The organism is Candidatus Saccharimonadales bacterium (genome assembly GCA_035480635.1).
In the GTDB taxonomy this organism is placed as follows: domain Bacteria; phylum Patescibacteriota; class Saccharimonadia; order UBA4664; family DATIHN01; genus DATIHN01.
This window is the reverse complement of sequence record DATIHN010000018.1, coordinates 1-24,415: the sequence shown is the minus strand read 5'-3', so window position 1 is coordinate 24,415 and position 24,415 is coordinate 1. Positions and strand designations below refer to the sequence as shown.

The following is a 24,415-nucleotide window of genomic DNA, read 5'->3' as shown; positions in this document are numbered from 1 at the left end:
AGTATTATAGCAAAATCAAGGAAGTCGTCAGATTAGATATGAAGAATATATTTAAAAAGCATAATTATTACCTTCTTCGAGAGTTTGTGCGGACTGATTTCAAGCTGCGTTACCAAGGCTCGGTTCTGGGCTACCTATGGTCATTACTTAGACCACTAGCCCTTTTTACTATCCTCTATATTGTCTTCAGCAAATTCTTAAAACTGGGCGCAAGCATCCCGCATTACCCAGCCTACTTACTGCTTGGAATCGTTGTTTGGACATATTTCCAGGAAGCTTCAATGCTGGGTTTAAGGGCGATTGTCGACAAAGGCGAACTCATACGTAAAACCAATGTGCCAAAATTCATACTCGTGCTTTCAACTTCGTTTTCAGCATTTGTTAATTTGATCATCAACTTGGTTGTCTTCGGGGTTTTTCTGCTGTTGTCCGGCGCAGAGATTCATTGGGGGGCCTTGTTGTTACCACTTATCTTGATTGAGCTGCTGATTTTTTCGGGAGCTGTTTCATTCTTTTTGGCAGCTCTTTATGTCAAATTCCGTGATATTTCCTACATCTGGGAGGTCATGATGCAGCTTCTGTTTTATGCCACCCCCATCATTTACCCCTTAGCAATCATTCCTACTAAGTACCAAAAAATCCTGCTTATGAACCCCCTGGCGCAAATGATCCAATATCTACGCTCAGTCATGGTAACCTCTAAAACGCCCACTACTGGCAAGCTGATTTATGGGCCCCTATCTCTAGCCCCGTTCGTTGTTGTGATCGTGGTAACATATATTGCTGTCATATACTTCAGGATGCAGTCACGCATGTTCGCAGAGGAGATCTAGATGAACTCCGTCGAAGTTCACGACCTTTTCAAAGAATTCAAACTACCTCATGACAAAAACACTTCCTTGAAACAAACCTTACTTCATTTTCAGCGGCGACGTTTTGAGCGGCTGGAAGTTCTGAAGGGCATTTCACTTAAGGTTAAAAAAGGAGAATTCTTTGGCATTCTTGGTCGCAATGGTAGTGGCAAGAGTACCCTGCTAAAAATCTTGGCGGGGATTTACCAACCCACCAGCGGTTCAGTCAATGTTAACGGATTGCTAACCCCTTTTATAGAACTGGGAGTGGGCTTCAATCCGGAACTAACCGGCCGTGACAACGTCTATCTTAACGGGGCCATCTTTGGCTTAACTCCAAAACAGATCAATGAGCTATACAACGAAATCGTAGCTTTCGCTGAATTAGAAAAGTTTATGGATCAAAAACTTAAAAATTACTCCTCTGGCATGCAGGTGCGGTTGGCTTTTTCGATTGCTATTCAGGCTCAATCCCAGATCCTATTGATTGATGAGGTCTTAGCTGTCGGTGATGTTAAGTTTCAACGCAAATGCCTTGATGTCTTTAGGCAATTGAAGAAGTCGGGCCGCACCATTATATTTATTAGCCATGACTTAGCGGCTGTTGAAGAATTCTGCGACCGGGCGGTGCTAATTAATGAGGGAAAAATTTTAGCAGCCGGAGTAACGTCCCAAGTTATCGCCCAGTATCAAACTTTGATGTCGGCCGGCGATATAGGGGAGAAGCGAGAATTTCAACATATTGGGACCGGTGAAGTTCAGATTACTAAGATTAGGGCACTGTCGAAAGGCAAGGCCGTTATGCATGTCCCAGAGGGGGAGCCATTTGATATTGAGATAAGCTACAAAGCTTCGCAAGAAGTTGCCAATCCAGTCTTTGGACTAGCGCTAGAGATTAACGGCTTGACGGTCGCGGGACCGAACACTATGGAATCGAGGCTCAGTCTCGGGAAAGTTAACGGGAGCGGCAAAGTTATGGCCGGATTCAATCTCAATCCTCTTGCTCCAGGTGTTTACAATCTAACGGCTAGTTGTTTTAATGAAGACCTCTCGTCTCCATATGATTTTGTCAATGAGGCCGGAAGTCTACAAATAATCGGTAAGGAAAGACATGGCATTATCAACCTCGAGCCTGATTGGTCAAAAGATTAAACTATCTAAGTCCTTACTTATCAAAGAACCAACCTTCATCATTAGGTATTGGTTAGTTGGCGAGATCACTCATAGCCTAACTGGCGGAGCCTATAAAGACAAAAAAATAATTGATATTGGCGGGAATGGCAGTCCGTTACCAGACATATTGGATAAAAAAATCGATCTACTAGATCTACCTGAAAACAACTACGAGAATTACATCAAAGCATCGGCATTAGATATGCCGATAAAAGACCATAGCTACGACATTGTTACGTCATGCGATGTCTACGAACACATCAAACAAGACGACCGTCAAACGTTCATAAAAGAGCTACTTCGGATAAGTAAGGAATTTGTGATACTTTGCGGCCCCATGTATAGCCCGGAATCGGCTGCCGCCGAGAAGCGCGTTAACAATTTCTTTAATAGCATCTTTGGTCGGGAACACCCCTGGCTTAACGAACACATTACTTATGGCTTACCCAAAGCAACGGAGCTTGAAGAAATACTTAAGGAAGAAGGCATAAACTTCATTAAATTTGATCATGGCTGCTTGCCAAGCTGGGAGCTCATAACAAAACTAAACTTCTTGTCAGTAGAAGGTGCAATTGCCGACGATGATCGCATCGAAGGCGAAATTGAAGCGCTAAACAATGATTACATTTCAAAATATGGTCCTCACGATTTCTGCGAGAAAGGATATCGCACGATCTATATCATAGACGTTAGTGGTAGTGGGTCCTTGATAAAATTTGATACCCCTAAAGTAGAGCCTGGTATAGAGGATCATTTTAGCCTTCGCACACAGAACATATTGGCCGGCTTGGCAAGTTCTATCCGGGTACACTCTCACAACGAAGATTTGCTTAACATCGAAGCCACTGAACTGTTGAGGCACAACCACGCGCTACAAGAGGAGCTCAATGGTATATATGATTCAAAGCTTTGGTTCTTCTTCAGGGTTGCAAGAAAACTTATCTCAATACTTAAAAAAATATTTAGAAAGATTGGATTAACACAAATCTTTAAATGGATCAAATCAATAGTATTGGACATTGCTATGAAGACGCCTTATATCCGGCGTATATTGAGCGTTACACATGCCGAGATCCAACGTAAAAAGAATCAACGCTTACGTGAATATGAGTATCTTGAGTGGGTTCGTCAACATCGTCCGACTTCGTTTGACCTAGAAGATCAAGCAAAGTCGTCGACACTTTTTAAGAGCCAACCCCTTATTAGCATCATCATGCCGACATATAATACCCAACCAGATTTCTTAAAAACCTGTATTGAGTCGGTCCAGAATCAGAGTTATAGAAACTGGGAACTGTGTATAGCCGACGATGCTTCGCCAGGCGAACGTACGCAGCATATATTGTCCGAATATGCTAACAGTGATACACGTATTAAGGTTAAATTTCGAAAAAAGAATGGCCACATCTGTGCTGCCTCCAATTCAGCGCTCGAACTAGCATCTGGTAAATATATCGCCTTATTGGATCATGACGACTTTCTTTGGGCCAATGCGTTATATGAGGTCGTTGCTACAATCAATCGGCATCCGGATGCAGATTTAATTTACAGTGACGAAGACAAGATAGACCAAAAAGGCCTGGTGCATTCTGATCCCTTTTTTAAGCCGGATTGGAGCCCTGACTATTTGCGGTCAGTTAACTACATTACTCACTTTGCGGTAATACGAAAACAGCTTATGGATAAAGTAGGCGGTTTTCGATTGGGATATGAGGGCGCTCAGGACTGGGACCTGTTTCTTCGACTATCACGTGAGACGAGTCGGATCTATCACATACCCAAAATCATATATAGCTGGCGAAAGAGTAATACTTCTACTGCTCTTTTAGCTTCTGCTAAGAAGTATGCTTATACCAACCAACGCAAAGCACTAATGGATGACGCTACTGCTCGTGGTCTCGAAGTCAGAGAGCTCAAATGGGGGGTGCCAAATTTAATGTGGCGTTCAGACTATAAGCTCAATGGCGTACCTAAAGTTTCCATTATCATTCCCACCAAAGATCAATACCCGCATATCAGCAAATGCCTTGCCACATTGTATAGACGCACAACCTACTCGAACTTTGAGGTTGTGTTGGTGGATACTGGCTCGGGGGATAAGCGGGTATGGCAGCTCTACGAAAAATACCGGCAACACCAGAACTTTAAACAAATACAGTGGAATGATGAATTTAATTTCTCGGATGTCTGTAATTTTGGAGCCCAGAGTGCTAGCGGCGAATATTTGTTGTTCTTAAACAACGATACAGAGATAATAACCCGTGATTGGGTCCAGGGGCTCTTACAGTTTGCTCAGCAACCACATGCAGGCGCAGTTGGCTGCAAGCTACTCTATCCCAACCATACCTTGCAGCATGCAGGTGTTATTCTCGGAGTTGGTGGTAACAATCAAACCCCCGGCATAGCTGGACATTTCTACCCGGCCTATCAAGATAATCCTCCGGAAGACTCGACCGAAGCTTTGTATATTGGTGGCGTTCGAGATTTCTCTGCGGTAACGGCTGCTTGTGTAATGGTATCCAAGACCAAATTTAATAAGGTAGGTGGCTTTGATGGTAAGTTTAAGATTGCATGGAATGATGTCGACTTTTGCCTCAAACTGCGAAAAGAGGGTCTGTTCAACATATTTAACCCATACGTGAAACTATTCCATCATGAATCGGTTTCAGTAGGGGTGCCTGGCTCAAAACATCGTGATCTCAATTTATTTAATCAAGAAATTAAACTCTTCGGAGAGAAGTGGGGCTGGGACTATATCAATAATGATCCATACTATAATCCCAACTTCCGCCGTGACACGGCCAATGCTCGGCTAAGCCTCGATTAGCTACTGACTCGGATCAAATCCTGTCAGGTTGGTGATAACGTCTTGAAAACCGGTAGCTTGAGTCATCGCGGGGTTAAACATGTGGGTTTCAACCCGGCCGGCACTATCGTTGTAGATAATGTAGACCAACTGGGAATACCCACGGCCAATAAAGTCACCGCCAACAAAGGTTCCGGTCGCATTACTCACCGCCGTTAAGTTGGTCGGTACATCGTAGTAGCCAATGGCGGAGCGCAGGCTGGGGTCAAAGACATGGACTTCAGCATGTCCGGAGCCCCCGGCGTAGAGAATATAGGCTAGTTGATCATGACCAATATGCAAGAAGTCTCCTGCCACAAAGGTGCCACTGGTTGCACTGACGCCGCCCAGGTTGGTCGGTACATCGTAATAGCCAATGGCGGAGCGCATGCTGGGGTCGAACATGTGAATTTCTGCCCGGCCGTTGGAGCCGTTGTACAAAACGTAAACTAACTGATCGTAGCCGCGGCCAAAGAAGTCTCCGGCTACAAAGGTGCCACTGGCCGGACTGACGCCGCTGAGATTGGTAGCAACGTCGTAGTATCCAGGCATTAATCTGAGGTTGGGACTGAGTCGATGAACCTCCAATAAGCCACTACCGCCATAGACCAGGTAATTGAGGCTAGCCTGCATATCAACGGCTGACTTTGATGACACAAAGGTACCTATACTAGGATCACTTGAACGCATACCAGCGGCAATATGGGTTAACCAAGTTGAGAAGCCCGGGTTCCAAACGTGGGCCTCGGCACAAGCTGAACCAGTGTTATTGAGCTGGGTATATGTTAGGAAACTAGTGGAAGTGGTGCCATATTTATAACTAAGGATTTTTGGACCAGCGGTTGTTGCAAGGTTACCCGTGCTCAAACAGGCCGAGAGAGGGTTACCAAACCAGTTGGTGAAGATGGTGGGGAAATTTTGGTTAAGGAACGGAGTGTAGTTATATAGCGAAGCGGTTGCGCCATTCTCAATGTAGATGGTTTGACCATTAATTGTGTTGTTGCCGTCATAATAGATCGTTGCACAGGACCCACAACGTTTGCGATAACCCTGTGTCATGGGACCGTAATAGGTCAGTGCATCATCGCCGTCCCACGTCGTATTACCATATGATCTTTGTAAGCCGAACTCTAAGAGCCAAGCAGCGTGATTAACTTGGGCTGAGAACCCAATGGCCGTACCGTGTTGGACGCAAGTATTGGAAATGCCGCTGGGATAGTTTGGCGATGTGCCACCAGAGTTATTGGTCGGGTAATTACCTGGCGGATAAGACAAAAGCGATCCCGGACAATCATAGCCCATAGTCGAGACAAAGCGCCAAGCGTCACAGCCCTGGCTACCATCAACCAATTGCTCTTCTTTCTGCATAGTAGCCAGCAGGACCTGAGGATTAACGCCCCAGTTACTGGCCGACCAACTAATTATATCGGCGGCCGGAGCGTTGCCACCGTAAGTATAGTATGCAACTGGCATAATAGAGGCATAACTCTTTATACAACTGTTTGGGAAGCCGTTTAAGAATGATTGTATGCTCGAAACGCCCATAGAGGCGGTGTTATTAAAGATCTGATCGTCGATCATGCGGCTGTTGGACGCGCGAGCCGTACCAGCTGAGGCCACTAGGCTTAGCAATATACCAATCGTAATGATCAAACTAAAGACAGCTTTTTTATAGAATTCAACTCGAAACATGTAATACCTCTACTCCGGATGAGCTGGTTTGCCCGTCCTTTTCCGCCACTAGTTGGACATTCCAGTCACCAGGAGTGAGACCAACCTTTCCAGCATTCCAATCAAAGATGAATTGACCGTTACCGTCAGTTGAAGAAGGTTGAATAGTAACAGCCTTACTACCGGAAATTTTCAGCGTACAATTGCCGCCGACAATTGTTTGGCAAGTTGACTCCAGATTAGGGCAATTGGGCGCAGGTTGAGCATTACCGCACGGCATGGCCGAGAGCGAAATACTTTTAACATTAATAACTTGGCCCGTCGGCACGGGCAACCTTGAGCCAGAAGAAGAAATTCCGCTCGAACTTTCCCTGGAAGGTTGAGACGAAGCGGTGGGCGAAGTCGACGGAGCTGTCGTTGTTGGCGTACCTGGTTGTTGCTCACCTTTGGGCTCAACGACGGTGTTTTTGGCGGACTTATGGTGGCTAAATGCCAAGAAACCCATGCCAGCCACCAAAACCAGGCTGCTCAAAATGAAAATGATCTGTTTTTTGGAGAATTTCTTCAACGAGTTTGATTTTTACCCCTCGGAGTGATTATACCATAAGCGTAGCTACTATCAGAGTGCTGGCGGCACGGTTTTATAAATGTAGAAGCTAAGTTGCGGGTAATCGACCTTGTTGACTAAGGTTAGGCAGCGATTGTTCAAAAGGTTCTGTGACAACGCATAGCGTATATCCTCGGTGTGGGTAAATTGGCTGCAAGGGTCCCAGGCCACTGAGAAATTGTCGGTACCGTGGAGGTTAAATGTCGCCGAAGCACCGTCGCTAAGAGTGAAGTAGACGTGAGCGTACCGATTGTAAATGTCCGAGTAGGCCCGATCGGGGTCGAGTTCGTGCCATAAGTCGAGCTGGGGGTAGTAATTGACACCTGTTAACGAGCTTTTGCCAGCATCAAGCGGAAGATTTTCGAATACTACGCTATCCATTACCACCCATTTACCGCCATCGTAGCTCGAGATGATTTTCATAATCTTGGGGTCAGGTTCTTGGCCGATATTCTTAAGTAGAGGATGGACATGAAACACAGAGAGCAGGGTGAAAACCATTAGAGCGCTGGCAAAGATAAGGCCCCAGTTTCTTAGAAGTGCGAAGACCAGTCCGGCCATAAAGAATGCTGCTCCCAAAACCAAAACTGTCTCATTAGGATGCAAGAAGATCGGGAAATGCTGTTTGACGAAGAACCCTGAGTAAAGATAGCTAATCAGGGTTATAACTGAAAAAGCCATAGCCCCAATTAGAGGGAACTTCCACTTATTTACAGTCTGATTTCTAATAATCAGAACGATTTGCATTAATTGGAGCAGCCCAAAACCAATTATTAGCCGCGCGTGTTGAACTTTGTTGAGCAGTAAGAGTTTATAAATAATGTTGGCTCCAGGCACAAAGACTCTAACCAGTAGTAATGTTATAAAAACGTTGACGGTGATCATCGGCCAGTCATAACTGCCTTTTTTTTGCTTTTGTCTTAGAGACAGGTAAAGTGATGGGACTATCAAGAATGGAGCTATAAAGATGAAGTTCGAGGCCTCACTTTGATTGGTAAAGAAGTTAGCCCCACGGCTGTTCGATTGCAGGATTGGCGAGAGTTGGCTGGTAAAGAGCTGCAACCAACTCAGTCCACCGCTATGAATATCACGGACACCAGGATAGACTGTATTTGCTGTGGTACGGATAGCGCCCAGATGAGTCGCCACAAATAGTGCCGAAACAACTGCTGCTATCCCTGCCGCCCCAGCTACCCAAAGCAGCTTCAGAAAAAGGTCTTTCCAGGGAACCTGGCGATGTTGTTCGAGTAAATAGCCCACAAAGAAACTGACCAAAGCTAAAACCGAGGCGATTTGAAAAGGCGGATAAAGAATTAGGGCAAAACAGACCATTAAATACGCCAAAACGGCAGCTAAAATCAGCTGCCGCCGCCGGCTATCTGTCTCGATGATACCAATAGCTACCAATAGGATTGTTAGACTGAAGAAGATAGGCGCAATTGTGCCGGCCAAAAACCACCAAACAATAAAAGGACTGGCCGTTACAGCCAGGGATATTAGTGCAGCGAATAATCGCTTACCAGGGAGAAACTTCAAAACGAAGAAATAGACGGCAGATGTCAACAAGAAAGGCCAAAGCCACCAGCGGAAAGCAAAAGCTTGGTTGAACGGGAGAACAAAAAAAGCCAAATTTTGAGGCCGAAAAACCGTACTCCAATCTTTGGAAGGCACATCGGTGCCTATAGTCATATCTTCGCCCTTACCAATTGCAGGGTTTATGGCTGGATAGTGATCACGGAACTGCACAATTGTCATTTGGGTATTAACCAACCATTCATCTGATCTAATCGGACGGGGCTGGTTTAGGAGTAGCTCGGGGTTGTTCTCGTTGCCATAAAGAATTGAGTGGTAAATTCCAATCGAACTCCCGCTGACTTTAAACGCGGTCAACCCGAACAATATTACCCCCAGAATCGTCGGGTATAACCATACGCTCTCATAAAAACGTTTAAAGCTCAGTTTGAGCTTAAGTCTATTGCGTTTAGCCGGAGCAGCCACTAATTACTTCTTAAAATTTAGAAAGACTAAGCCGGCCATAATCAGGCCAATGCCGATAATTTTGGTAGCGGTAAAGACCTCTTTAAATATGAAGAAGGAAGCCACAAAGATTAGAATGTAAACAAAAGCTGCGACCAACGGAATAATATAACCAAGGTCATACTTGGAGATTAAATAGATGTAAGTCATAAAACTAATGCCGTAAAAAAGGATACCTGTAATAGTCATGAGATTTAAATTCAGGCTAACCTTATTGTCAACAAAAGAGACGGGCAAACCAGTCCGAGTGCCCAACTTCAAAATAATCAATCCGAGCGATGTAGTAATAACGTAGGCGAAGATCAGAGGTTTCTGCACCAGTCCATTGTACCTAATTTTTAAATCCGAGGGAATAAGCTCACCGGATACAGGTATTTTGAATTTCATAAATTCTCCGGTAGAATGGGATCCGTTATGTCCAAAACTAAAGTGATTAATGCCCAAAAAACACGAACCAAAACCTGTGTTTTTTGTGGCAACACAAAATTATCAGAAGTTATTGATTTTGGCGACATGGCGCTTGCTGGCGCCTTCTTGACTAAAGAGCAAATTCCCAACGAAAAGAAATACCCGCTGGTGATCGTTTTCTGTGAGGTCTGCTACGTAGTCCAGGTAAGAGACCATATTGATCCGAAGGTCCTCTTTGCCAATGACTTCTACTTCTCATCAGCTATCAAGACCTTACGCGATCACTTTGTGGAGTATGCCGCCGAAGTCACCGATCGATTCCTGAAAGACCCCCACAGGGCTGTAGCAGTAGAGTTTGGTAGCAACGACGGGGTACTACTAAGGCCTCTGGCGAAAGAAGGCATCGGCACTGTGATTGGTGTTGACCCAGCCACGAACATCACCAAGTCGGTCAATAGTGATGAGTTTATCGTTATAAATGATTTTTTCAACGTCGCTACGTCAAAATCGATCAAAAAAAAATACGGTAAGGCCAATCTCATTATGGCCAATAATGTTTTTGCCCACATAAGTGATATTAACGGTGCCACCGATGGGGTTTATAATCTCCTGGCTGATGATGGAGTCTTTGTGTTCGAGGTCCATTACTTGGGTAAAATTATCGAAGAGATGCAATACGATTTCATCTATCATGAGCATATCTACTACTACTCACTGATAGCGCTTCAAAACCACCTTAACCGTCATGGCATGGTCATATTTGATATCAAACCGATCTCTATCCATGGCGGCTCTATCCGCTACTACGCCGCTAAAAAAAGCAGTAAACATACCAAGAACATTTCTTCGAGCGTGACAAAACTACGTGATCAGGAGCTTGAACTAGGTTATGATAAGGCCTCAACTTACATCCGCTATGGGAAAAGTGTTGCAATCAAGAAGCACCAACTAATGAGTCTTCTAGAGAAGTTAAAGGCTGAAGGCAAAAGCATTGTCGGATATGGGGCTTCAGGTCGTGCCAATACCATAATCCAATACTGCGGCATTACTGGTGACCATATTGACTATATTATTGATGATGCGCCAGCCAAGCAGGGACTCTATACGCCCGGGTCTCATATTGAGATAAAAGCTAATAAGGTGCTTACAGCCGACCACCCAAACTACATTTTGATATTTGCTTGGGCTTTTTACAAAGAGATTATTGCAAAACTAGATAATTACATAGGACGGGGTGGTCGGGTGATTGTACCGCTGCCCGAAGTAAAAATCTATCCAACAGAGGAGCAACCATGAAAGTAATGTCGATATTTGGTACCCGGCCTGAGATGATAAAGATGTGGTCGACCCTAAAGAAATTAGACGATCTGAACTTTGACCACATTATGGTCCATACCGGACAGAACTTTACCCCAGAACTCAAGAACTTCTTCTTCAATGACCTAGAACTTAGACAACCAGACTATCAACTAGAAATCGATACCTCTAGCCCCGCCAAGGAGACGGCTGATGTGATCGTAAAATCCGATGAACTATTTGGAAAAGAGCAGCCTGATGCTCTATTGATTCTCGGGGATACATATAGCGGGCTATCAGTCATACCAGCGGCACAACGCGGTATTAAGATTTTCCACATGGAGGCTGGGCTAAGGGCGTGGGATAGACGGATGCCCGAGCAACGCAACCGGATGCTTATTGATCATATGAGCAATATTCTATTGCCATTTAATAATTATCATCGCGAGAACTTAATTAGGGAGAATATCCACCCAGCCAAGATTTTTCTAACCGGCAACCCCACCTTTGAAGCTATGCGGAAATTTCGGCCCAGGATAGATGAAAGCTCAATTATGAAAAAGCTGGGGCTCTCTAAAAATGGTTATATTTTGGTTACTGCGCATCGTAGTGAGAATGTTGATAATCCGGAATATCTTGCCGCCATGTTTAAAGCTTTTGAGGATATAGCCAAACGATTCGATAAACTGGTGCTGTATCCCATGCATCCGCGAACCAAGAGCAAAATGAGCTCAATCGGGGTCCCTAAAGGTATTAAAATCATTGATCCACTCGGATTCTACGACTTCAACCGCCTCTTTATTGATGCATTTTGTGTGCTCTCGGATTCAGGCACTGCATCCGAGGAGGGGTTGTATTACCGAGTTCCCGTAGTATCGCTGCGTATGACCACGGAGCGTCCCGAAACTGTTGAGGGCGGTGGACACATTGTTGCCGGCATGGACCCGAATAACATTGCCGACTCAGTCGAGACGATAGTAAGGGAGCCTTACGCAGCCAGGTATGATCTTAATGAAGGCTTCGAAGCATCAAATGTAGTTGTAAACTGTATTCGCAGCCAGATCACCAATTGGTTTTAAGACTATCTCAGTAATCGTTAGCTAAATATAAACTCGTATAATTTTCCGAGGACTAAATTTCTTTCCAGGTGTTGGAAGTGGTAATTACGCCCCCGCTCACCCATTTTTTCGCGCTCGGCTGGAGAGAGGGCGTAGATTTTCTTTATATTAGCAGCCAGAGCCTCAGGATCTTCGGTCGGGCCTGCATATCCGCATTTGGCCAGATTATTTACTAGATTTTGAGCCTCACCGTCCATGGCCAGTACCATCGGCTTACCGGCGGCCAAGTATGATGTGACTTTGGCCGGGATGGTGGCTTCTAGCAACTGGCTCTTTACTAAACAACCAAGCAACACATCTGCGATGCCGGTATAACGTGGGATATCGGTAATCGGTTTATACCCCTCAAAAAAGAAACTACTTTCCAGTCCGGCCTCAGCAACCTTCTTCTCTAACCATTTTCGCGACATACCGTCGCCGACAATTATCCAGTTGATATCTGAGATCCCCGCGGATTTTAATTGTTTGGCAGCCGCTATTACGGTTTCGAACGACTGAGCCGGACTAATGTTGCCCGCGAACAAAATATTGAAGCCATTACTATATCTGGCAGCTAAGGCTCGGTCGTGAATCTCCGTTTCATAAATCTTCTCACAGGCCTGGGGGATTAAAGCGATTTTTTCTTTGGAAAGTTTGGTAATCTCGGCCACCCGAGCACCCATTGCATCAGATAGTACCAGCAATTTGTCGGCTTGGCGGTAGTGCCAGTGTGAAACTTTAGTGGCCAGATACCGCAGAAATCGATTCTCAATCTTCAAAACTGAAAAGAGATTCTCGGGCCACAAATCGAGCACATACATAGTAATCTCGATTTTTTTAATCTTGCCAACGATTATTCCTGCAATGGACATCATTATTGGTGAGTAGGTAAAAACAAAAATTTTGTCATACTTCTTAGTTAATAATCTAGGTACATGAAAAAGACTGGCCAACGGGAATGAGATATAATTTAGAAAAATCCGAAAATTTGTATTACTTCCTCGGGGGATTTCGAAAGCCCGCCTGATCTTTACTCTGTTATGCACCTGGCGGCGATTTTTAAAGATTGAATAACTATCAAAAAATTGGCCTGACGGATAGTTAGGAATACCACAGAGTACTTCCACATCACAGTCTTTTTCGACCAAATAGTCACAAATATCGTTGATCCGAAAGGATTCTGGCCAGAAGTGTTGGCAAACTACTAATACTCTCTTTCGCTTTGATTCACCGGCTTTCATAATGTTTGTACAGTTGAGGATGATGAGTTATCCAATCCTTCATTTCTGTCACCATTTTCCGATAATCAGGTACAGCGAAGTCGAAGTCGCGTCTGGTATTTATCAATGTTCTGTCTTGTGCGATATCACTCTTGGGCTTAACATTTACGAACTTAAGATCAAAGATCTCCTGGAAGAGTTGTAGAAGATTATACTTTGAGATGTTCTTTTTGGGGACGAGATGGTAAACACCACCTATATTTTGTTCAATTGCTTCCCTAATACCTCTGGCTAGCTCAGTAGTTGTTATGCCACTCCAAAAGACTTTATCGTAGCCTGTGACTTCACCTTTTTGCTGATAAAACCAGTTGAAGAGCCCAGAACCATCGGCTCTCATATCAGGGCCGATTATAGACATGCGAAAGGTTAAATCCTTCGCATTAATTATCTCACCGAGCGCCTTCGAGCGATCGTAAAAACCCTCAGCATCATACGCAGAGTTTTCCTTGTGAGGGGAGTTATTGCTGGAAAATACACAATCGGTGCTGAGGTGTATTACCCTTGTCTTTGATTCTTTGTAGTAGTTTTCTAGGAAGTGGGGCAGGTATGCATTAAGGTAAGCTGCCAAGTCCTTGCGTTGCTCACTTTCCTTAACCAAAAGCCCAATGCAATTGACCACCACATCGTATAAATGGCTATCCAAAAACTCCCTGAAGTTTGCGGAATCGGTGACATCAATTAAGTGTGTGTTCTTATCTAGAGGATGTTTGCTGGAGAGGGTGTCAACAGCATAGCCGTTTTCGCGCAAGTATATTGCCACCACATGCCCAGCCATACCGCTGGCACCAAGTACCAAGATTTTTATAGCGTGACTCCTTTGCGGCCCTCGATCTCGTTCTTGATATAGTCTGTTGCGCGGAGCTTTTTCTTGACCTCTTTTACTGTCAGCCTGGTAGTGTTAAACGAGGTGTATTCTTCAATAGTGATGGACATTGGCTCACCTTTCACAAAATATTTCTCATAATTGAGGTCCCTGGTGTCGGCCGGCACTTTAAAATACAGCCCCAGGTCAATGCTCTTGGCTTTTTCTTCGCGAGTTAACAATGTCTCGTGGGCCTTTTCGCCGTGTCGAGTACCGATAATTGATACCTCGACGTTGGTGCCGAAAAGTTCAATCAGAGCTTGCGCAAGGTATTCGATTGTACTGGCAGGAGATTTTTGGACAAACAAATCACCCTGTTTGGCATTCTGGAAGGCAAACAACACCAGATCAACCGCCTCGTCCAGATCCATGAGGAAGCGGGTCATGTCGGGGTCGGTAATTGTGATCTTTTGCCCACTCTTTATCTGATCAACAAACAAGGGGATCACGGAGCCTCTCGATCCCATGACATTACCATAGCGAGTGCAGCAGATAATGGTTTTGGCAGAGTCAATGTTGCGAGATTTGGCAATAATCACTTTCTCCATCATAGCTTTCGATGTTCCCATGGCATTAATGGGATAAGCGGCCTTGTCGGTTGAAAGGCAGATCACTTTCTTAACACCTTCCTCGATGGCCGCGGTTAACATGTTATCGGTGCCAATGACGTTGGTACGAACCGCCTCCATGGGAAAAAACTCACAAGAAGGCACCTGCTTTAAAGCTGCTGCGTGAAATATATAATCAACGCCCCTAACGGCATCTCGAATGCTCTCAAGATTTCGAACATCGCCAATGTAGAACTTGAGCTTGTCATTCTTGAGTTCTTTACGCATATCATCTTGCTTCTTCTCGTCTCGTGAGAAGATGCGGATCTCTTTGATGTCGGTTTTCAAGAATCGCCTGACAGTGGCATTCCCGAACGATCCGGTTCCCCCGGTAATTAGCAGGGTCTTGTTTTTAAACATTGAGCTTTCTTTCACATCCACATCCATTAGAGTACCAGATTTACCCTATTCTTAAAGACGAAACTTATTTCTGACCGTCTTTAGTACTGCTATTCGTTAATCGAATAGACAGTTCTTGATGTAAGTCCTGCACTCGGTGCTCAAGTGCATCGGCTTTACTATAGGCCTGGGTTGCTATAAACAGCGTCGCGATAATGCCCGTGATTTGGATAACGTCAAATAGGCTCAAGGGCTCAGTCTGAGTTAAATTATTGGAAAAGAGGAAGGCATAAATTGGCGCGGCAAAGATGAGGCCTAAGAGTATTGTGGCCCATAGCCCCACTCGGACAATGCAGCCTCGGCGGGTGATGCGCCCCAATTTGTATTGCATGATGGCTTTTAATATTGCAGCCACAATCAACGGCGTGTTTAGAATGATCAGGATAAGGTATCTACTCACCGAGTAACTCCAAAATCCGACGCTGCACAAGCGACTTCACAATGTGTAATGAATTCCAATTACTTTGACCTTTTGAGAGCGAGTATTCAGTATAAATAGCCTTAATCGGGTACTCTTCGATCACAAGACCCGACTGCTTGGCTCTCCAGAGCATCTCTGAGCAAAATTCAAAACCGCTGGTGCGCCAACGCAGCTCATTAAGGGCACGATTAGAAAATACCCGCAGACCGGACTGCGAATCGGTCACCTTGACACCGAACAATACTAAGGTGAGAGCGCTTAGGCCTCTATTACCCAAAACCTTCACATTAGACATGCCAGAGGCATCAATTAGTCGGCTACCAATCAGTAGATCGGCCTGGTTTTGTTGGATCAATTCAACCCCGCGCAAGACGTCTTTTGGGATATGCTGGCCATCGGCGTCCAAAGTGGTGGCGATATCGAAACCTTGTTGCTGGGCGTAACTTAAGCCGGTAGCGGTAGCTCCCCCAGATCCGGTGTTCAGAATATGCCTAATTACAATAGCGCCAGCCTGTTCGGCCACTTTGGCAGTAGCGTCTTTAGACCCGTCGTCTACCACCACAATGCTAGACTCATAGGTTTGCTCAGCCAAGGCTTCAGCTAAACCCTTTACCACATCGCCAATCACTTTATCCTCGTTGTAGGCCGGTATTACGAATGCAACACGCAAACTCACTACTTAAATAACCCTTTCACGTAATTTTGTTGAGCTGGCTCATTAGTACTAGGCAATTTTCTCAGGTTTATCTGATGAAATAAAGCCTCCTCGGTCGATTTGGCTGACTTGGGCCCAAAGCCGGTGACGTTCAAGTATAATATTTGGTAATGGCCAGAGCAAAAAAATCCAAGGACGATTCAAAGACCTCTGAGCAGCCGATCGCCCCAATTGCAGACGCCGAAACCCTCGACGCTGATTCCGGCAGCGATAGCGATGACGCTTTTGCGGATTTGGGACCGAAGCGGACTCACCACTGGCTGATTGCAGTTAGCGTCGGCGGCATCATAGCCATCGCCAGTTTGGTTGGCTTCAAAGTGGCCTACGCCAGCAAAATCTACCCTGGCGTTAGCGTTAATGGCACGTCCGTGGGTGGCCTGACGAAGGCTCAAGCCAAAACCGCGCTTGATCGGGCTAGCCAAACTTACCAAGATGAGCAGGTGCCGATTAGCTATGGCAATACGACCCTTTCGGTCGACATTTCCCAAATCGGGATTAGCTACGATAGCGATGCGGCTGTGGCTGAAGCTTACGCTCATGGCCGAGAGGGCAGCTTGGGCGACCATCTGCGTCAGGTTGCCAGGGCCATTACTGACCGGCCCACCAAATTGGTGCATTACAGTTATGACGATGCTAAACTAGCGCCCTATGTTGCCGAAATCGTCGAGAAAACCGATACTCCAGTCGTAAATGCCACTCTGAACTTTTCCGATACTGGGCGGGCTACTGTTAACCCGGGCCAAGCTGGCCAACGCCTGGATATTGGTTTGCTCGTTAGATCATTAGAACAACGTATCGCCGCCAGCAGCGCAGAGGCCATTACAGCACCGATCTACCAACAAAGCCCAAATATTGAGACAGGCGACTTGGAATCGGCCAAATCGCAGGCCGACGTTTATTTGCAGGGCCCTATCACGCTCGCGATTTTGAACAAAACTACCTTGGTTCAGCTATCCGATATCATCAAATGGATTAGTGTTGATCGACCGACTCCATCGTTGTTAGCCCCAAATTTGACGATCGATCAGGTGGCTAACTACGCCCCGCCGGTACCAGTGACGCTAAGTGTTAGCGATGCAGCCATCGCTGCCTATGTCGCTGGGCTAGCTAAAACCACCGACAAAACCGGTCAAAACGCCGCTCTAACCATCCAAGATGGCCACGCCACTGTCTTTCAACCCAGCATCGTCGGCTACCATATGGACCAGGTCGGGACGGCCAGCGCCATCAAAGCCGCGCTCGTCAAATTACCGAGCGATCGAAACATTGTGGTGGCTGTTAAAACCATGGATCCGGCCGTGACCGAAGCCAACTTGAATGACCTGGGTATCAACGAACTGATCGGCGAGGGCGTAACTTATTTCCCCGGCTCACCAGCGGCTCGGATGCAAAATATCCGGGTCGGGGCCGCTAAATTTAATGGTGTCCTGGTCAAACCCGATGAGGTCTTTTCGTTCGAATCAAACTTGGGCGATGTTGGCCCAGCTACTGGTTACGCCCCGGCTTTGGTCATTCTGGGCGACCATGAAGAGTTTCAATATGGAGGCGGCATGTGCCAGGTTTCATCAACGGCTTATCGCGCGGCTTTGTTTTCGGGGCTACCGATTGTCGAGCGCCACAACCACTCCTTTGCCGTCGGTTATTATACGGCGCCTTATGGCGTGCCGGGCGTTGATGCTACCGTCTTTAACGCTTCCATCGATTTGAAATTCAAAAACGATACCGGGCATTACATCCTGATTCAAACTGTCCTATCGGGCACTACCCTAAAGTTTGATTTTTACGGCACCAAAGTCAAAACTGGCCGCATCCGCGGACCCTACTTTATCGATCCGGCGGGGGGGGCGGGCTGGAACCCGACCGTGCCCTCGACCACGGTTTTTTACCGCGATATTTTAGACTTAGCTGGCAATGTTATCAAAACCGATACCATCCAGACTCACTACAAATCCAGCCTCGACTTCCCGGTGGTCAAAGAACTGAATTAGACATTTAAGCTGAATAATCCAAATTACCAAAACCGTCTTGACAATTCGGTTTTTGTTCGGTATGTTAGGAGTAACGAGTCTGGGTAACCAGACGGAAAGGAGGGTACAAATATAAATGCCATTAACCAAGCGGCAAAAAGAGATTCTCGATTACGTCACGCAGTATATCGAATTGCATGGTTACGCACCGAGTTACCGCGAGATTGCCGAGGCTTTCAAATTGGGTTCAGTCGCAACGGTGGCGGAGCACGTTGATACGCTGATTTCCAAAGGACTTTTGCGTAAAAACGAGAACGAGGCTAGATCATTGCAACTAGTTAGCCCCAGCACCGAAGAGTTCGATGACTCGCGCAGCGTTGGCTTGCCCATTATGGGTCTAATCGCCGCCGGTCAGCCGATTGAGACTATCAGCGGCCACGCCGAAACCCTGGAGGTTCCGCCATTTATGGTCGGCCGCCGCCATTCCTACGTCTTGCAGGTCCGGGGTGAAAGCATGAAGGATGCCGGCATTATGGACGGTGACTATGTAGTGATTCAGGAAAAGCCGGAGCCATCTCGGGGCGATATGATCGTGGCTTTAGTCAACGGCGAGGCTACACTCAAACGCTACTACAAAGAAGCCGACCACATTCGCCTGCAGCCGGAGAATCAAGCCATGGATCCAATCATCGTCAAACCAGGCACACCGTTTGAAATTCAAGGGATATGCATCGGAGTGATTAGAAAGTATTAGCAAATCCGATTAGTAAAAAAGAGAACCTCCGCCGGCAAGCAAGAAGTTCTCGTGAACGCTCGAAAACGTCCTTTGCGTATCTTAGCAGAACTCTAAGAATTCGTTAACAAATAAAAACATCACGAACCGGGTTAAGGGCCGGTTGAGTGAAAGGAGGGGAAAATGAATAAACGTAAATTAAAAATCACCTACCGGCGATACCTCGGCCCAGCCCTGTACGACCTGATTCACGCTGAGCGGACCAAGCACGTGTTGCCAGTCACGGCCGGTCAAATCGCTAAATTAGCCAAGGAGGAAGTTTGATGAACAAGCGAAAATGGCGAGCACTTTACCGCCGCTACCTCTTCTCTTACAATTTTGAAACCATCGATCAGATTGATCACCGCTGGGTTCACCAGCCATAAGTTAGGGGGAGTCCGTCCGGCAACTGCTGGGTTGGTAAGGGGAATACGTCCCAGTTGGGGCGTATTCGTTTTGGGTTGACTTTGGTTAGCCAAACGATAACCATAAGAGTGTTATGATAATTCCTCTTAGCGGTTATCCCGATCTAGTTCTTCTCATCATTCGCTTAATACTAGGCAGCGTCATGATTTATTACGGCTGGCCCAAAATTCGTGACCCCAAAAGCAACATCAAGGACTTCGAAAAAAAGGGCTATAAACCAGGTTGGTTCTTTAATGGCTTAAGTGCGGCCATTGAATTCGCCGGCGGTATTGGCATTATCACTGGAGTCCTGTACTGGCTACCAGCTCTGGGTTTTGGTGGCGAAATGTTTCTGGGTATTATTTGGAAAACCACCAAGGGTAATAAGCCCTTCACCGATTGGAGCTACGATCTAATCCTGCTCGGTCTGTGTCTAACTCTACTAACCTTTGGCCCGGGAGCATACCGGCTGTTTTAAGGATTGTTTAGGCGGCTCTTTCTCGGTATAATCTGGCAGTACGATATTCCGGAGTAGCTCAACGGTAGAGCAACACCCTGTTAAGGTGATGGTTGCCGGTTCGAATCCGGCCTCCGGAGCCATTTTGCATTTATTGAGGCCAAATCGCCCTCTTTTTGCTTTGGGGAGGCATATTTATTAGTTCGAATCTTTTCATAATCAGCATTTAATTCACCGGCTGCTTTTGCAATTGGAACGAACCAGTTATTCAACTGGATTTCGAGTTTTCCATTTTGGATTGTTGGGTTATTCCCCAAGGCAACGAAGATTTCCTTTTTGGTGCCTAGATCACCTTTTTCGAAGTTCTCCTTGGCATATGTGGCAAACTCAAATGTCTGTTCGGTGAGTTCTAACCATTTTGACGCCCGATCTTCAGTGCTCCTCAGATTCTCTTGGAGCTTGGCTAGCTTTGCCTTTAGCTTGCTCCGTTCAGATGAGTATTCCTCGTCATCGATCAGGTCTCTATAGCGCATCATTGTTAGGTTATCTAGCTCCTTTTGGGTCTCAAGAGTACCTCTAGATTGAGTGATGTGGAGTTTAGTTCGATCCTCGATCTCGGAATCGTTGGACTGGTTTAAGACTTTAATTGCCCAGGTTTTAAATTCGGGTAGAATAGTGATTGAGTTCAGGATCTGAGCAATTTGTCTTTCCAACTCTTCCTCACGCATAACTTTGCGTTGACCGCATGGGCGTTTCCAAGTACATCGATAGTAGGTGTACTTCTTAGTCTGCTTCGAGCTTTTTATGAACTTAAGTTTTGATTCGGCGGTAATCGCTCCGCCACAATCACCGCAACGGATAAACCCTGTGAAAGCGAACCTATGCTTTTGCGGGCGTGGTTTCCCTTTTCGACCAAGGATCATTTGCGCACGATCAAACTCATCCACTGTAATCATGGGCGGGTATTTGCCCTTATACAACTCTCCATTGTGCCTAAACCAACCAGTGTAGAAGATGTCTGTAAAGACGTCGTATATACAACTCCTTGATAACGGACCGCCACCTACCTTTCGCCTCTTCTTGGTCCTGAAGCCCCAATCGTTGTTTGCGATCTCAAGGATCTCAGGGACCGTATATGCTCCAGATAAGAGCATCTCCCACATCTTCCGAACGTTTGCGAAGCGTTCGGGATCTTTAATGATGATCTTGGTTCCTTTATCTAGTTCAGGTGTATTTAGATACCCAACTCTCGTCATCCCTGGCTTCCATCCCATTTGAAGTTTCTTTTCGAAGCCTCTCTTAACGTCCTTGCTTAGCTTTGCCGAAAAATACTGTGAGTGGGACATGATGGTTTGAAGCATCATTATTCCTTCTGGCGAGTTATCAAACGGATACGAACAAAACTTCAGGTCCAGAATCTTGCCTGTTCTTACCATGTAAGTAATAGCAGCTGCATCTACTTCATTCCTTGATAAGCGATCTGGATGCCACGCAACGATGCCTTGCGCCTCATCTGCCTCGATGCGCTTTAGCATATCATCAAAGACGGGCCTGTTATAGGGTTTGAAGGCGCTCGCAGACTCTGGAGGTAGCTCAATAATGTCCAAATTTGGGAAAGTGGCCCTGGCCTGATCTAACTGAGACTCCAACGATAACACCTGTTTCTCTTCATCTTCGGTTGATTTACGAGCATAAAGAAAGTATTTCATATCTTCAGTCTAATCCTGTTTTATTATCATTGTCATCTCCATCTACCGGCAGCCCGTAGCCTCTCAATACTTCCTTAAGTGGGTCAATCTTTACTTCGATAGGGTGTGGACTAAACACTTCACGTTCAAGTTTTTCAAGAGCAAATTCTGCTTTGGCGGATATAACTCTTTCTTTGACCCATTCGGCTTTTGCCTGATTAACACGGTCACAGAAATCCTGATCGCTGTTAAGCCAGTTGGTAATAGTGTTTTCGGATCTCCCAATAAACAGGCCTGCATATTTTTGAACCGGGACATCTCTGAAATATACAACAAACTTGGCTTTTAATTCCTTAATATCTTCCGCAGATTGATGACGATCAGACATTTTGAAGACCCCATGTCTTAAGGCACTGGCATGGTACCACTGGATCGGAATTAGTTAAGTATCCATTAACACAACTGCCTATACCGCAGGGCTTAAATCGCTTTCTTTTACTCCATTCATTTACTACATTTGGCTGCAACTGACTGCCTCGGTTTGATTGCACTGGAGTTCCTGCATTAGGGAAGTATATTTCAGGGGTTATCTTGTATCTATTGCTTCGCCCGGGGCTACCCATTGACCAGCTTACAAGATTTGCTCGTTTTAATTCCTGGAGCAAATCGTTAACCCTACGTTTAGAAAGCCCTGCGTTATTTGCAAGTGTTTGGTGGCTTGGAAATGCTGATCCATCAGTGCCTGCATAAAGAAGTAAATCAATGAAGATAAGCTTTGCGCTTCTTGAAATCGAAGCTTTTCTGACCACAAGCTCTGCCAATCTTGAAAATCGAACATTATACTTTCGACCCTGATTTTCCATCATATATCTCGTAATCTTCATTGGTTATTGGTCGATAGACGGCTCGCATAACTTGTACAAGCTGTGAGCCCAGTGCATTGGCCTCCTCGAAGGATAGTAGAGTCCCAAATCTGACTTTGTAAATCGATTGGAAATCCATAACCTGTTCGTCCGTCAGGTGCATCTCAGCCGCCGTAAATTCTCGTTTTAAGGGCTCGTATGCGGTCAAAGTAAAGTCGTGGTATAACTGGAAGTTCATCATCCCGATATGCCTTCAGCGCCTCCTCAAAACCTGCTTCCCGTTGATTGAAAATGAAGACCATGCGCCTTGGATTTGAGTTATCCAGCCAACGATGCCGAAAACCTGCTTCTTCAAGCGCCGCTGCACATGGCAGGTCACTACAGTAAAAAAAATCGGGGTGATCGAGCGGAATCCGTTCTGGCTCCTTATTCATCTAATCCTCCATTAATCAAAAACGAGCTTTGCGCTCGTCCTGCACTAATCATCTGGCTGAGTTTGGATTCTGTCCATGACTTTCGACTTAAACGAGTTATTTCAGGTGTAGAGTTTCATGGGATGAACCAATTGTGTAAAATAAGCTACATAATATGAGGATGAATATGAAAGCTGAGTATCTTATTGATAACTGGGAATGGGTGTTACGAGATTTTGGGTCGAATCTTAGAGGGCGTCGAGAACTTGTTGGATTAACGCAGAGTGAGCTCGCTGACATGGCTGGTTTTGATCGAACCTATATTTCTAGGCTTGAATCTGGTAAAGCGAATATTTCTCTTAAAAACCTTTACCGATTAGGGCAACCTCTCTCAATCAATGGAGCTTATTTATTACCGCTCGTATAAAGCAGGTCCTGATCGATCTAGTTTTTGCTTTGACAATGGTAAATAGGTGGATCTACACTTAGTTCACAACCGGAGTGTTATCTAATGAATGAACATGAAACTAAGCCTTCAGAACATCACCACCAGGCACCTGTCACTGAGCATCAAGTAGATGAGAAGTCGCAGGGCAAACAATGGTATCAGAAGTGGTGGGGTATTGTACTCGCCATTTTGTTTTTTCCGGTCTTCGGTATCTGGTATATCTGGGCTAAATCAAACTGGAAAACTCCTCTAAAAATACTGGTTACCGCTGTTTGTGGGATCATTATCATTTCATGGTTAGTTCAAATACAACCAACTACAAAAACAAATACGAGCAATCAAAACCAACCCACCCCAGCGACAACAAATAGCACCACAAGTGAATCTGCGCCGACTACGGCAAGCGCTGACAGTAAACCTAGTGTACCCGCCGAATACACATCGGCTCTCTACCAGGCCACTTCATACGCCAACGATCAGCATATGTCCAAACAAAGTGTCTATGACCAGCTAGTATCTCAGTACGGTGAAAAGTTTTCGGTAGCTGCTGCCCAGTATGCGATTGATAATGTCAAAGCTGATTGGAACGCAAATGCTCTATTTACTGCAAAAAGCTATCAAACTAATCAGCACATGTCGCCCGCAGCTATTCATGACCAACTAACTTCTCAGTATGGAGAAAAGTTTACTCAAGCAGAGGCAGATTTTGCCATCCAGCATCTGAATGACTGAATATAGTAATCTATAAATTATACCTTGCACCGACAACATTTTCATTCGTGACATCTCGCAACAATACCTTATTACCGCTCGTGCTTGCTCTACTCTTAACACTAAAGTATTCTTACTCCTGAGGGTATTATTTGATTCCGACACGCCCCCCTTGTGCCGGAATCTTTTTAATAAGTTAGAATAATCTTATGTGTGGACGATTTGATTTAATCAAAAAACAGCAAGACCTAGAGCGGTATTATCATAAGACGAGTAACCTGCAAAGCTATAAGCCGAATTACAACGCTTCTCCCGCCCAAACGTTGCCTGTGGTGACGTCAGAGGCGATTGAGGGAATGCACTGGGGATTAGTGCCCCAATGGGCCAAAGGAATAAATACTGGATATTCAATGATTAATTC

24 protein-coding genes and 1 tRNA gene are annotated in these 24,415 nt (G+C 45.5%); 13 read left to right on the top strand and 12 right to left on the bottom strand.

Annotation, left to right across the window (positions count from 1 at the left end; genetic code table 11):
• Positions 1-38: 38 nt before the first annotated feature.
• Genes VLE72_02640 through VLE72_02630 form a run of 3 tightly spaced genes read left to right on the top strand, consistent with a single transcriptional unit; the run spans position 39 to position 4,851 of the window.
• A complete protein-coding gene (locus VLE72_02640; GenBank protein ID HSX14784.1) occupies positions 39-833 on the top strand; it encodes an ABC transporter permease in 795 nt (264 codons plus the stop codon).
• Complete coding sequence (locus VLE72_02635; GenBank protein HSX14783.1) at positions 834-2,003, top strand: ABC transporter ATP-binding protein; 1,170 nt, start codon at positions 834-836, stop codon at positions 2,001-2,003.
• A complete protein-coding gene (locus tag VLE72_02630) occupies positions 1,963-4,851 on the top strand; it encodes a glycosyltransferase (GenBank protein ID HSX14782.1) in 2,889 nt (962 codons plus the stop codon). The genes VLE72_02635 and VLE72_02630 overlap by 41 nt, the downstream gene beginning before the upstream one ends.
• On the opposite strand, the gene VLE72_02625 is transcribed toward VLE72_02630, so the two are convergent.
• From VLE72_02625 to VLE72_02610, 4 genes are read right to left on the bottom strand one after another with little or no spacing between them, the layout of a single operon-like run.
• The gene (locus tag VLE72_02625; GenBank protein ID HSX14781.1) at positions 4,852-6,561 is read right to left on the bottom strand and encodes a hypothetical protein; all 1,710 of its coding nucleotides are present in this window, start codon (positions 6,559-6,561) and stop codon (positions 4,852-4,854) included.
• A complete protein-coding gene (locus tag VLE72_02620) occupies positions 6,548-7,108 on the bottom strand; it encodes a hypothetical protein (protein ID HSX14780.1) in 561 nt (186 codons plus the stop codon). Before VLE72_02620 ends, VLE72_02625 begins: the two co-directional genes overlap by 14 nt.
• Before the next feature lie 51 nt (positions 7,109-7,159).
• Positions 7,160-9,145, bottom strand: coding sequence for a hypothetical protein (locus tag VLE72_02615; protein ID HSX14779.1), 1,986 nt, complete (start codon positions 9,143-9,145; stop codon positions 7,160-7,162).
• A 3-nt stretch (positions 9,146-9,148) separates the two neighbouring features.
• Complete coding sequence (locus VLE72_02610) at positions 9,149-9,502, bottom strand: hypothetical protein (GenBank protein ID HSX14778.1); 354 nt, start codon at positions 9,500-9,502, stop codon at positions 9,149-9,151.
• 96 nt (positions 9,503-9,598) lie between these two features.
• Between VLE72_02610 and VLE72_02605 the strand changes: the two genes are divergently transcribed.
• Both VLE72_02605 and wecB read left to right on the top strand, forming a co-directional pair.
• A complete protein-coding gene (locus VLE72_02605; GenBank protein HSX14777.1) occupies positions 9,599-10,888 on the top strand; it encodes a class I SAM-dependent methyltransferase in 1,290 nt (429 codons plus the stop codon).
• Positions 10,885-11,967: a UDP-N-acetylglucosamine 2-epimerase (non-hydrolyzing) gene (gene wecB / locus VLE72_02600; GenBank protein ID HSX14776.1), complete on the top strand. Its 1,083-nt coding sequence runs from the start codon at positions 10,885-10,887 to the stop codon at positions 11,965-11,967. The genes VLE72_02605 and wecB overlap by 4 nt, the downstream gene beginning before the upstream one ends.
• A gap of 17 nt (positions 11,968-11,984) precedes the next feature.
• On the opposite strand, the gene VLE72_02595 is transcribed toward wecB, so the two are convergent.
• From VLE72_02595 to VLE72_02575, 5 genes are read right to left on the bottom strand one after another with little or no spacing between them, the layout of a single operon-like run.
• A complete protein-coding gene (locus VLE72_02595) occupies positions 11,985-13,226 on the bottom strand; it encodes a glycosyltransferase family 4 protein (protein ID HSX14775.1) in 1,242 nt (413 codons plus the stop codon).
• A complete protein-coding gene (locus tag VLE72_02590) occupies positions 13,213-14,061 on the bottom strand; it encodes a sugar nucleotide-binding protein (protein ID HSX14774.1) in 849 nt (282 codons plus the stop codon). The genes VLE72_02595 and VLE72_02590 overlap by 14 nt, the downstream gene beginning before the upstream one ends.
• A 5-nt stretch (positions 14,062-14,066) precedes the next feature.
• Positions 14,067-15,110 (bottom strand): SDR family NAD(P)-dependent oxidoreductase, encoded by a 1,044-nt coding sequence (locus tag VLE72_02585; protein ID HSX14773.1) that lies wholly within the window; start codon positions 15,108-15,110, stop codon positions 14,067-14,069.
• Between the two features lie 49 nt (positions 15,111-15,159).
• Positions 15,160-15,534 (bottom strand): hypothetical protein, encoded by a 375-nt coding sequence (locus VLE72_02580; protein ID HSX14772.1) that lies wholly within the window; start codon positions 15,532-15,534, stop codon positions 15,160-15,162.
• Entirely contained in the window at positions 15,527-16,231 is a 705-nt protein-coding gene (locus VLE72_02575; GenBank protein ID HSX14771.1) for a glycosyltransferase family 2 protein, read from the bottom strand. Before VLE72_02575 ends, VLE72_02580 begins: the two co-directional genes overlap by 8 nt.
• 149 nt (positions 16,232-16,380) lie before the next feature.
• Between VLE72_02575 and VLE72_02570 the strand changes: the two genes are divergently transcribed.
• The 5 genes from VLE72_02570 (at position 16,381) to VLE72_02550 (ending at position 20,014) form a co-directional block, all read left to right on the top strand.
• Positions 16,381-18,258 carry a VanW family protein gene (locus tag VLE72_02570; protein ID HSX14770.1) on the top strand — a complete coding sequence of 626 codons (1,878 nt, stop codon included), beginning with the start codon at positions 16,381-16,383 and terminating at the stop codon, positions 18,256-18,258.
• A gap of 115 nt (positions 18,259-18,373) precedes the next feature.
• Positions 18,374-18,991 (top strand): transcriptional repressor LexA, encoded by a 618-nt coding sequence (gene lexA / locus VLE72_02565; GenBank protein ID HSX14769.1) that lies wholly within the window; start codon positions 18,374-18,376, stop codon positions 18,989-18,991.
• Between the two features lie 162 nt (positions 18,992-19,153).
• A complete protein-coding gene (locus VLE72_02560; protein ID HSX14768.1) occupies positions 19,154-19,294 on the top strand; it encodes a hypothetical protein in 141 nt (46 codons plus the stop codon).
• A gap of 214 nt (positions 19,295-19,508) precedes the next feature.
• On the top strand, positions 19,509-19,892 hold the full coding sequence (locus VLE72_02555; protein HSX14767.1) for a DoxX family protein: 384 nt from the start codon (positions 19,509-19,511) through the stop codon (positions 19,890-19,892).
• 47 nt (positions 19,893-19,939) lie between these two features.
• Positions 19,940-20,014 (top strand) — tRNA-Asn (locus VLE72_02550).
• A 1,570-nt stretch (positions 20,015-21,584) separates the two neighbouring features.
• Here the strand turns inward: VLE72_02550 and VLE72_02545 are convergent.
• The 3 genes from VLE72_02545 to VLE72_02535 all read right to left on the bottom strand — a co-directional run bounded on the left by VLE72_02545 (position 21,585) and on the right by VLE72_02535 (position 22,856).
• Positions 21,585-21,947, bottom strand: coding sequence for a hypothetical protein (locus VLE72_02545; protein ID HSX14766.1), 363 nt, complete (start codon positions 21,945-21,947; stop codon positions 21,585-21,587).
• On the bottom strand, positions 21,940-22,425 hold the full coding sequence (locus VLE72_02540) for a helix-turn-helix domain-containing protein (protein HSX14765.1): 486 nt from the start codon (positions 22,423-22,425) through the stop codon (positions 21,940-21,942). Before VLE72_02540 ends, VLE72_02545 begins: the two co-directional genes overlap by 8 nt.
• Before the next feature lie 161 nt (positions 22,426-22,586).
• Positions 22,587-22,856: a hypothetical protein gene (locus VLE72_02535; GenBank protein HSX14764.1), complete on the bottom strand. Its 270-nt coding sequence runs from the start codon at positions 22,854-22,856 to the stop codon at positions 22,587-22,589.
• Between the two features lie 160 nt (positions 22,857-23,016).
• On the opposite strand from VLE72_02535, the gene VLE72_02530 reads away from it, so the two are divergent.
• From VLE72_02530 to VLE72_02520, 3 genes are all read left to right on the top strand, one after another.
• On the top strand, positions 23,017-23,262 hold the full coding sequence (locus VLE72_02530; protein ID HSX14763.1) for a helix-turn-helix transcriptional regulator: 246 nt from the start codon (positions 23,017-23,019) through the stop codon (positions 23,260-23,262).
• A gap of 84 nt (positions 23,263-23,346) precedes the next feature.
• Positions 23,347-24,015: an Ltp family lipoprotein gene (locus VLE72_02525; protein HSX14762.1), complete on the top strand. Its 669-nt coding sequence runs from the start codon at positions 23,347-23,349 to the stop codon at positions 24,013-24,015.
• Positions 24,016-24,203: 188 nt separating this feature from the next.
• The coding region (locus VLE72_02520; protein ID HSX14761.1) for an SOS response-associated peptidase family protein at positions 24,204-24,415 on the top strand (212 nt) is incomplete at its 3' end.

Excerpts from the sequence above, each read along its gene's own strand:
- VLE72_02640 (HSX14784.1), top strand. The coding sequence starts at position 39 with ATGAAGAATATATTTAAAAAGCATAATTATTACCTTCTTCGAGAGTTT.
- VLE72_02635 (HSX14783.1), top strand. The coding sequence starts at position 834 with ATGAACTCCGTCGAAGTTCACGACCTTTTCAAAGAATTCAAACTACCT.
- VLE72_02630 (HSX14782.1), top strand. The coding sequence starts at position 1,963 with ATGGCATTATCAACCTCGAGCCTGATTGGTCAAAAGATTAAACTATCT.
- VLE72_02625 (HSX14781.1), bottom strand. The coding sequence starts at position 6,561 with ATGTTTCGAGTTGAATTCTATAAAAAAGCTGTCTTTAGTTTGATCATT.
- VLE72_02605 (HSX14777.1), top strand. The coding sequence starts at position 9,599 with ATGTCCAAAACTAAAGTGATTAATGCCCAAAAAACACGAACCAAAACC.
- wecB (HSX14776.1), top strand. The coding sequence starts at position 10,885 with ATGAAAGTAATGTCGATATTTGGTACCCGGCCTGAGATGATAAAGATG.
- VLE72_02595 (HSX14775.1), bottom strand. The coding sequence starts at position 13,226 with ATGAAAGCCGGTGAATCAAAGCGAAAGAGAGTATTAGTAGTTTGCCAA.
- VLE72_02570 (HSX14770.1), top strand. The coding sequence starts at position 16,381 with ATGGCCAGAGCAAAAAAATCCAAGGACGATTCAAAGACCTCTGAGCAG.
- lexA (HSX14769.1), top strand. The coding sequence starts at position 18,374 with ATGCCATTAACCAAGCGGCAAAAAGAGATTCTCGATTACGTCACGCAG.
- VLE72_02560 (HSX14768.1), top strand. The coding sequence starts at position 19,154 with ATGAATAAACGTAAATTAAAAATCACCTACCGGCGATACCTCGGCCCA.
- VLE72_02555 (HSX14767.1), top strand. The coding sequence starts at position 19,509 with ATGATAATTCCTCTTAGCGGTTATCCCGATCTAGTTCTTCTCATCATT.
- VLE72_02545 (HSX14766.1), bottom strand. The coding sequence starts at position 21,947 with ATGTCTGATCGTCATCAATCTGCGGAAGATATTAAGGAATTAAAAGCC.
- VLE72_02540 (HSX14765.1), bottom strand. The coding sequence starts at position 22,425 with ATGATGGAAAATCAGGGTCGAAAGTATAATGTTCGATTTTCAAGATTG.
- VLE72_02535 (HSX14764.1), bottom strand. The coding sequence starts at position 22,856 with ATGAATAAGGAGCCAGAACGGATTCCGCTCGATCACCCCGATTTTTTT.
- VLE72_02530 (HSX14763.1), top strand. The coding sequence starts at position 23,017 with ATGAATATGAAAGCTGAGTATCTTATTGATAACTGGGAATGGGTGTTA.
- VLE72_02525 (HSX14762.1), top strand. The coding sequence starts at position 23,347 with ATGAATGAACATGAAACTAAGCCTTCAGAACATCACCACCAGGCACCT.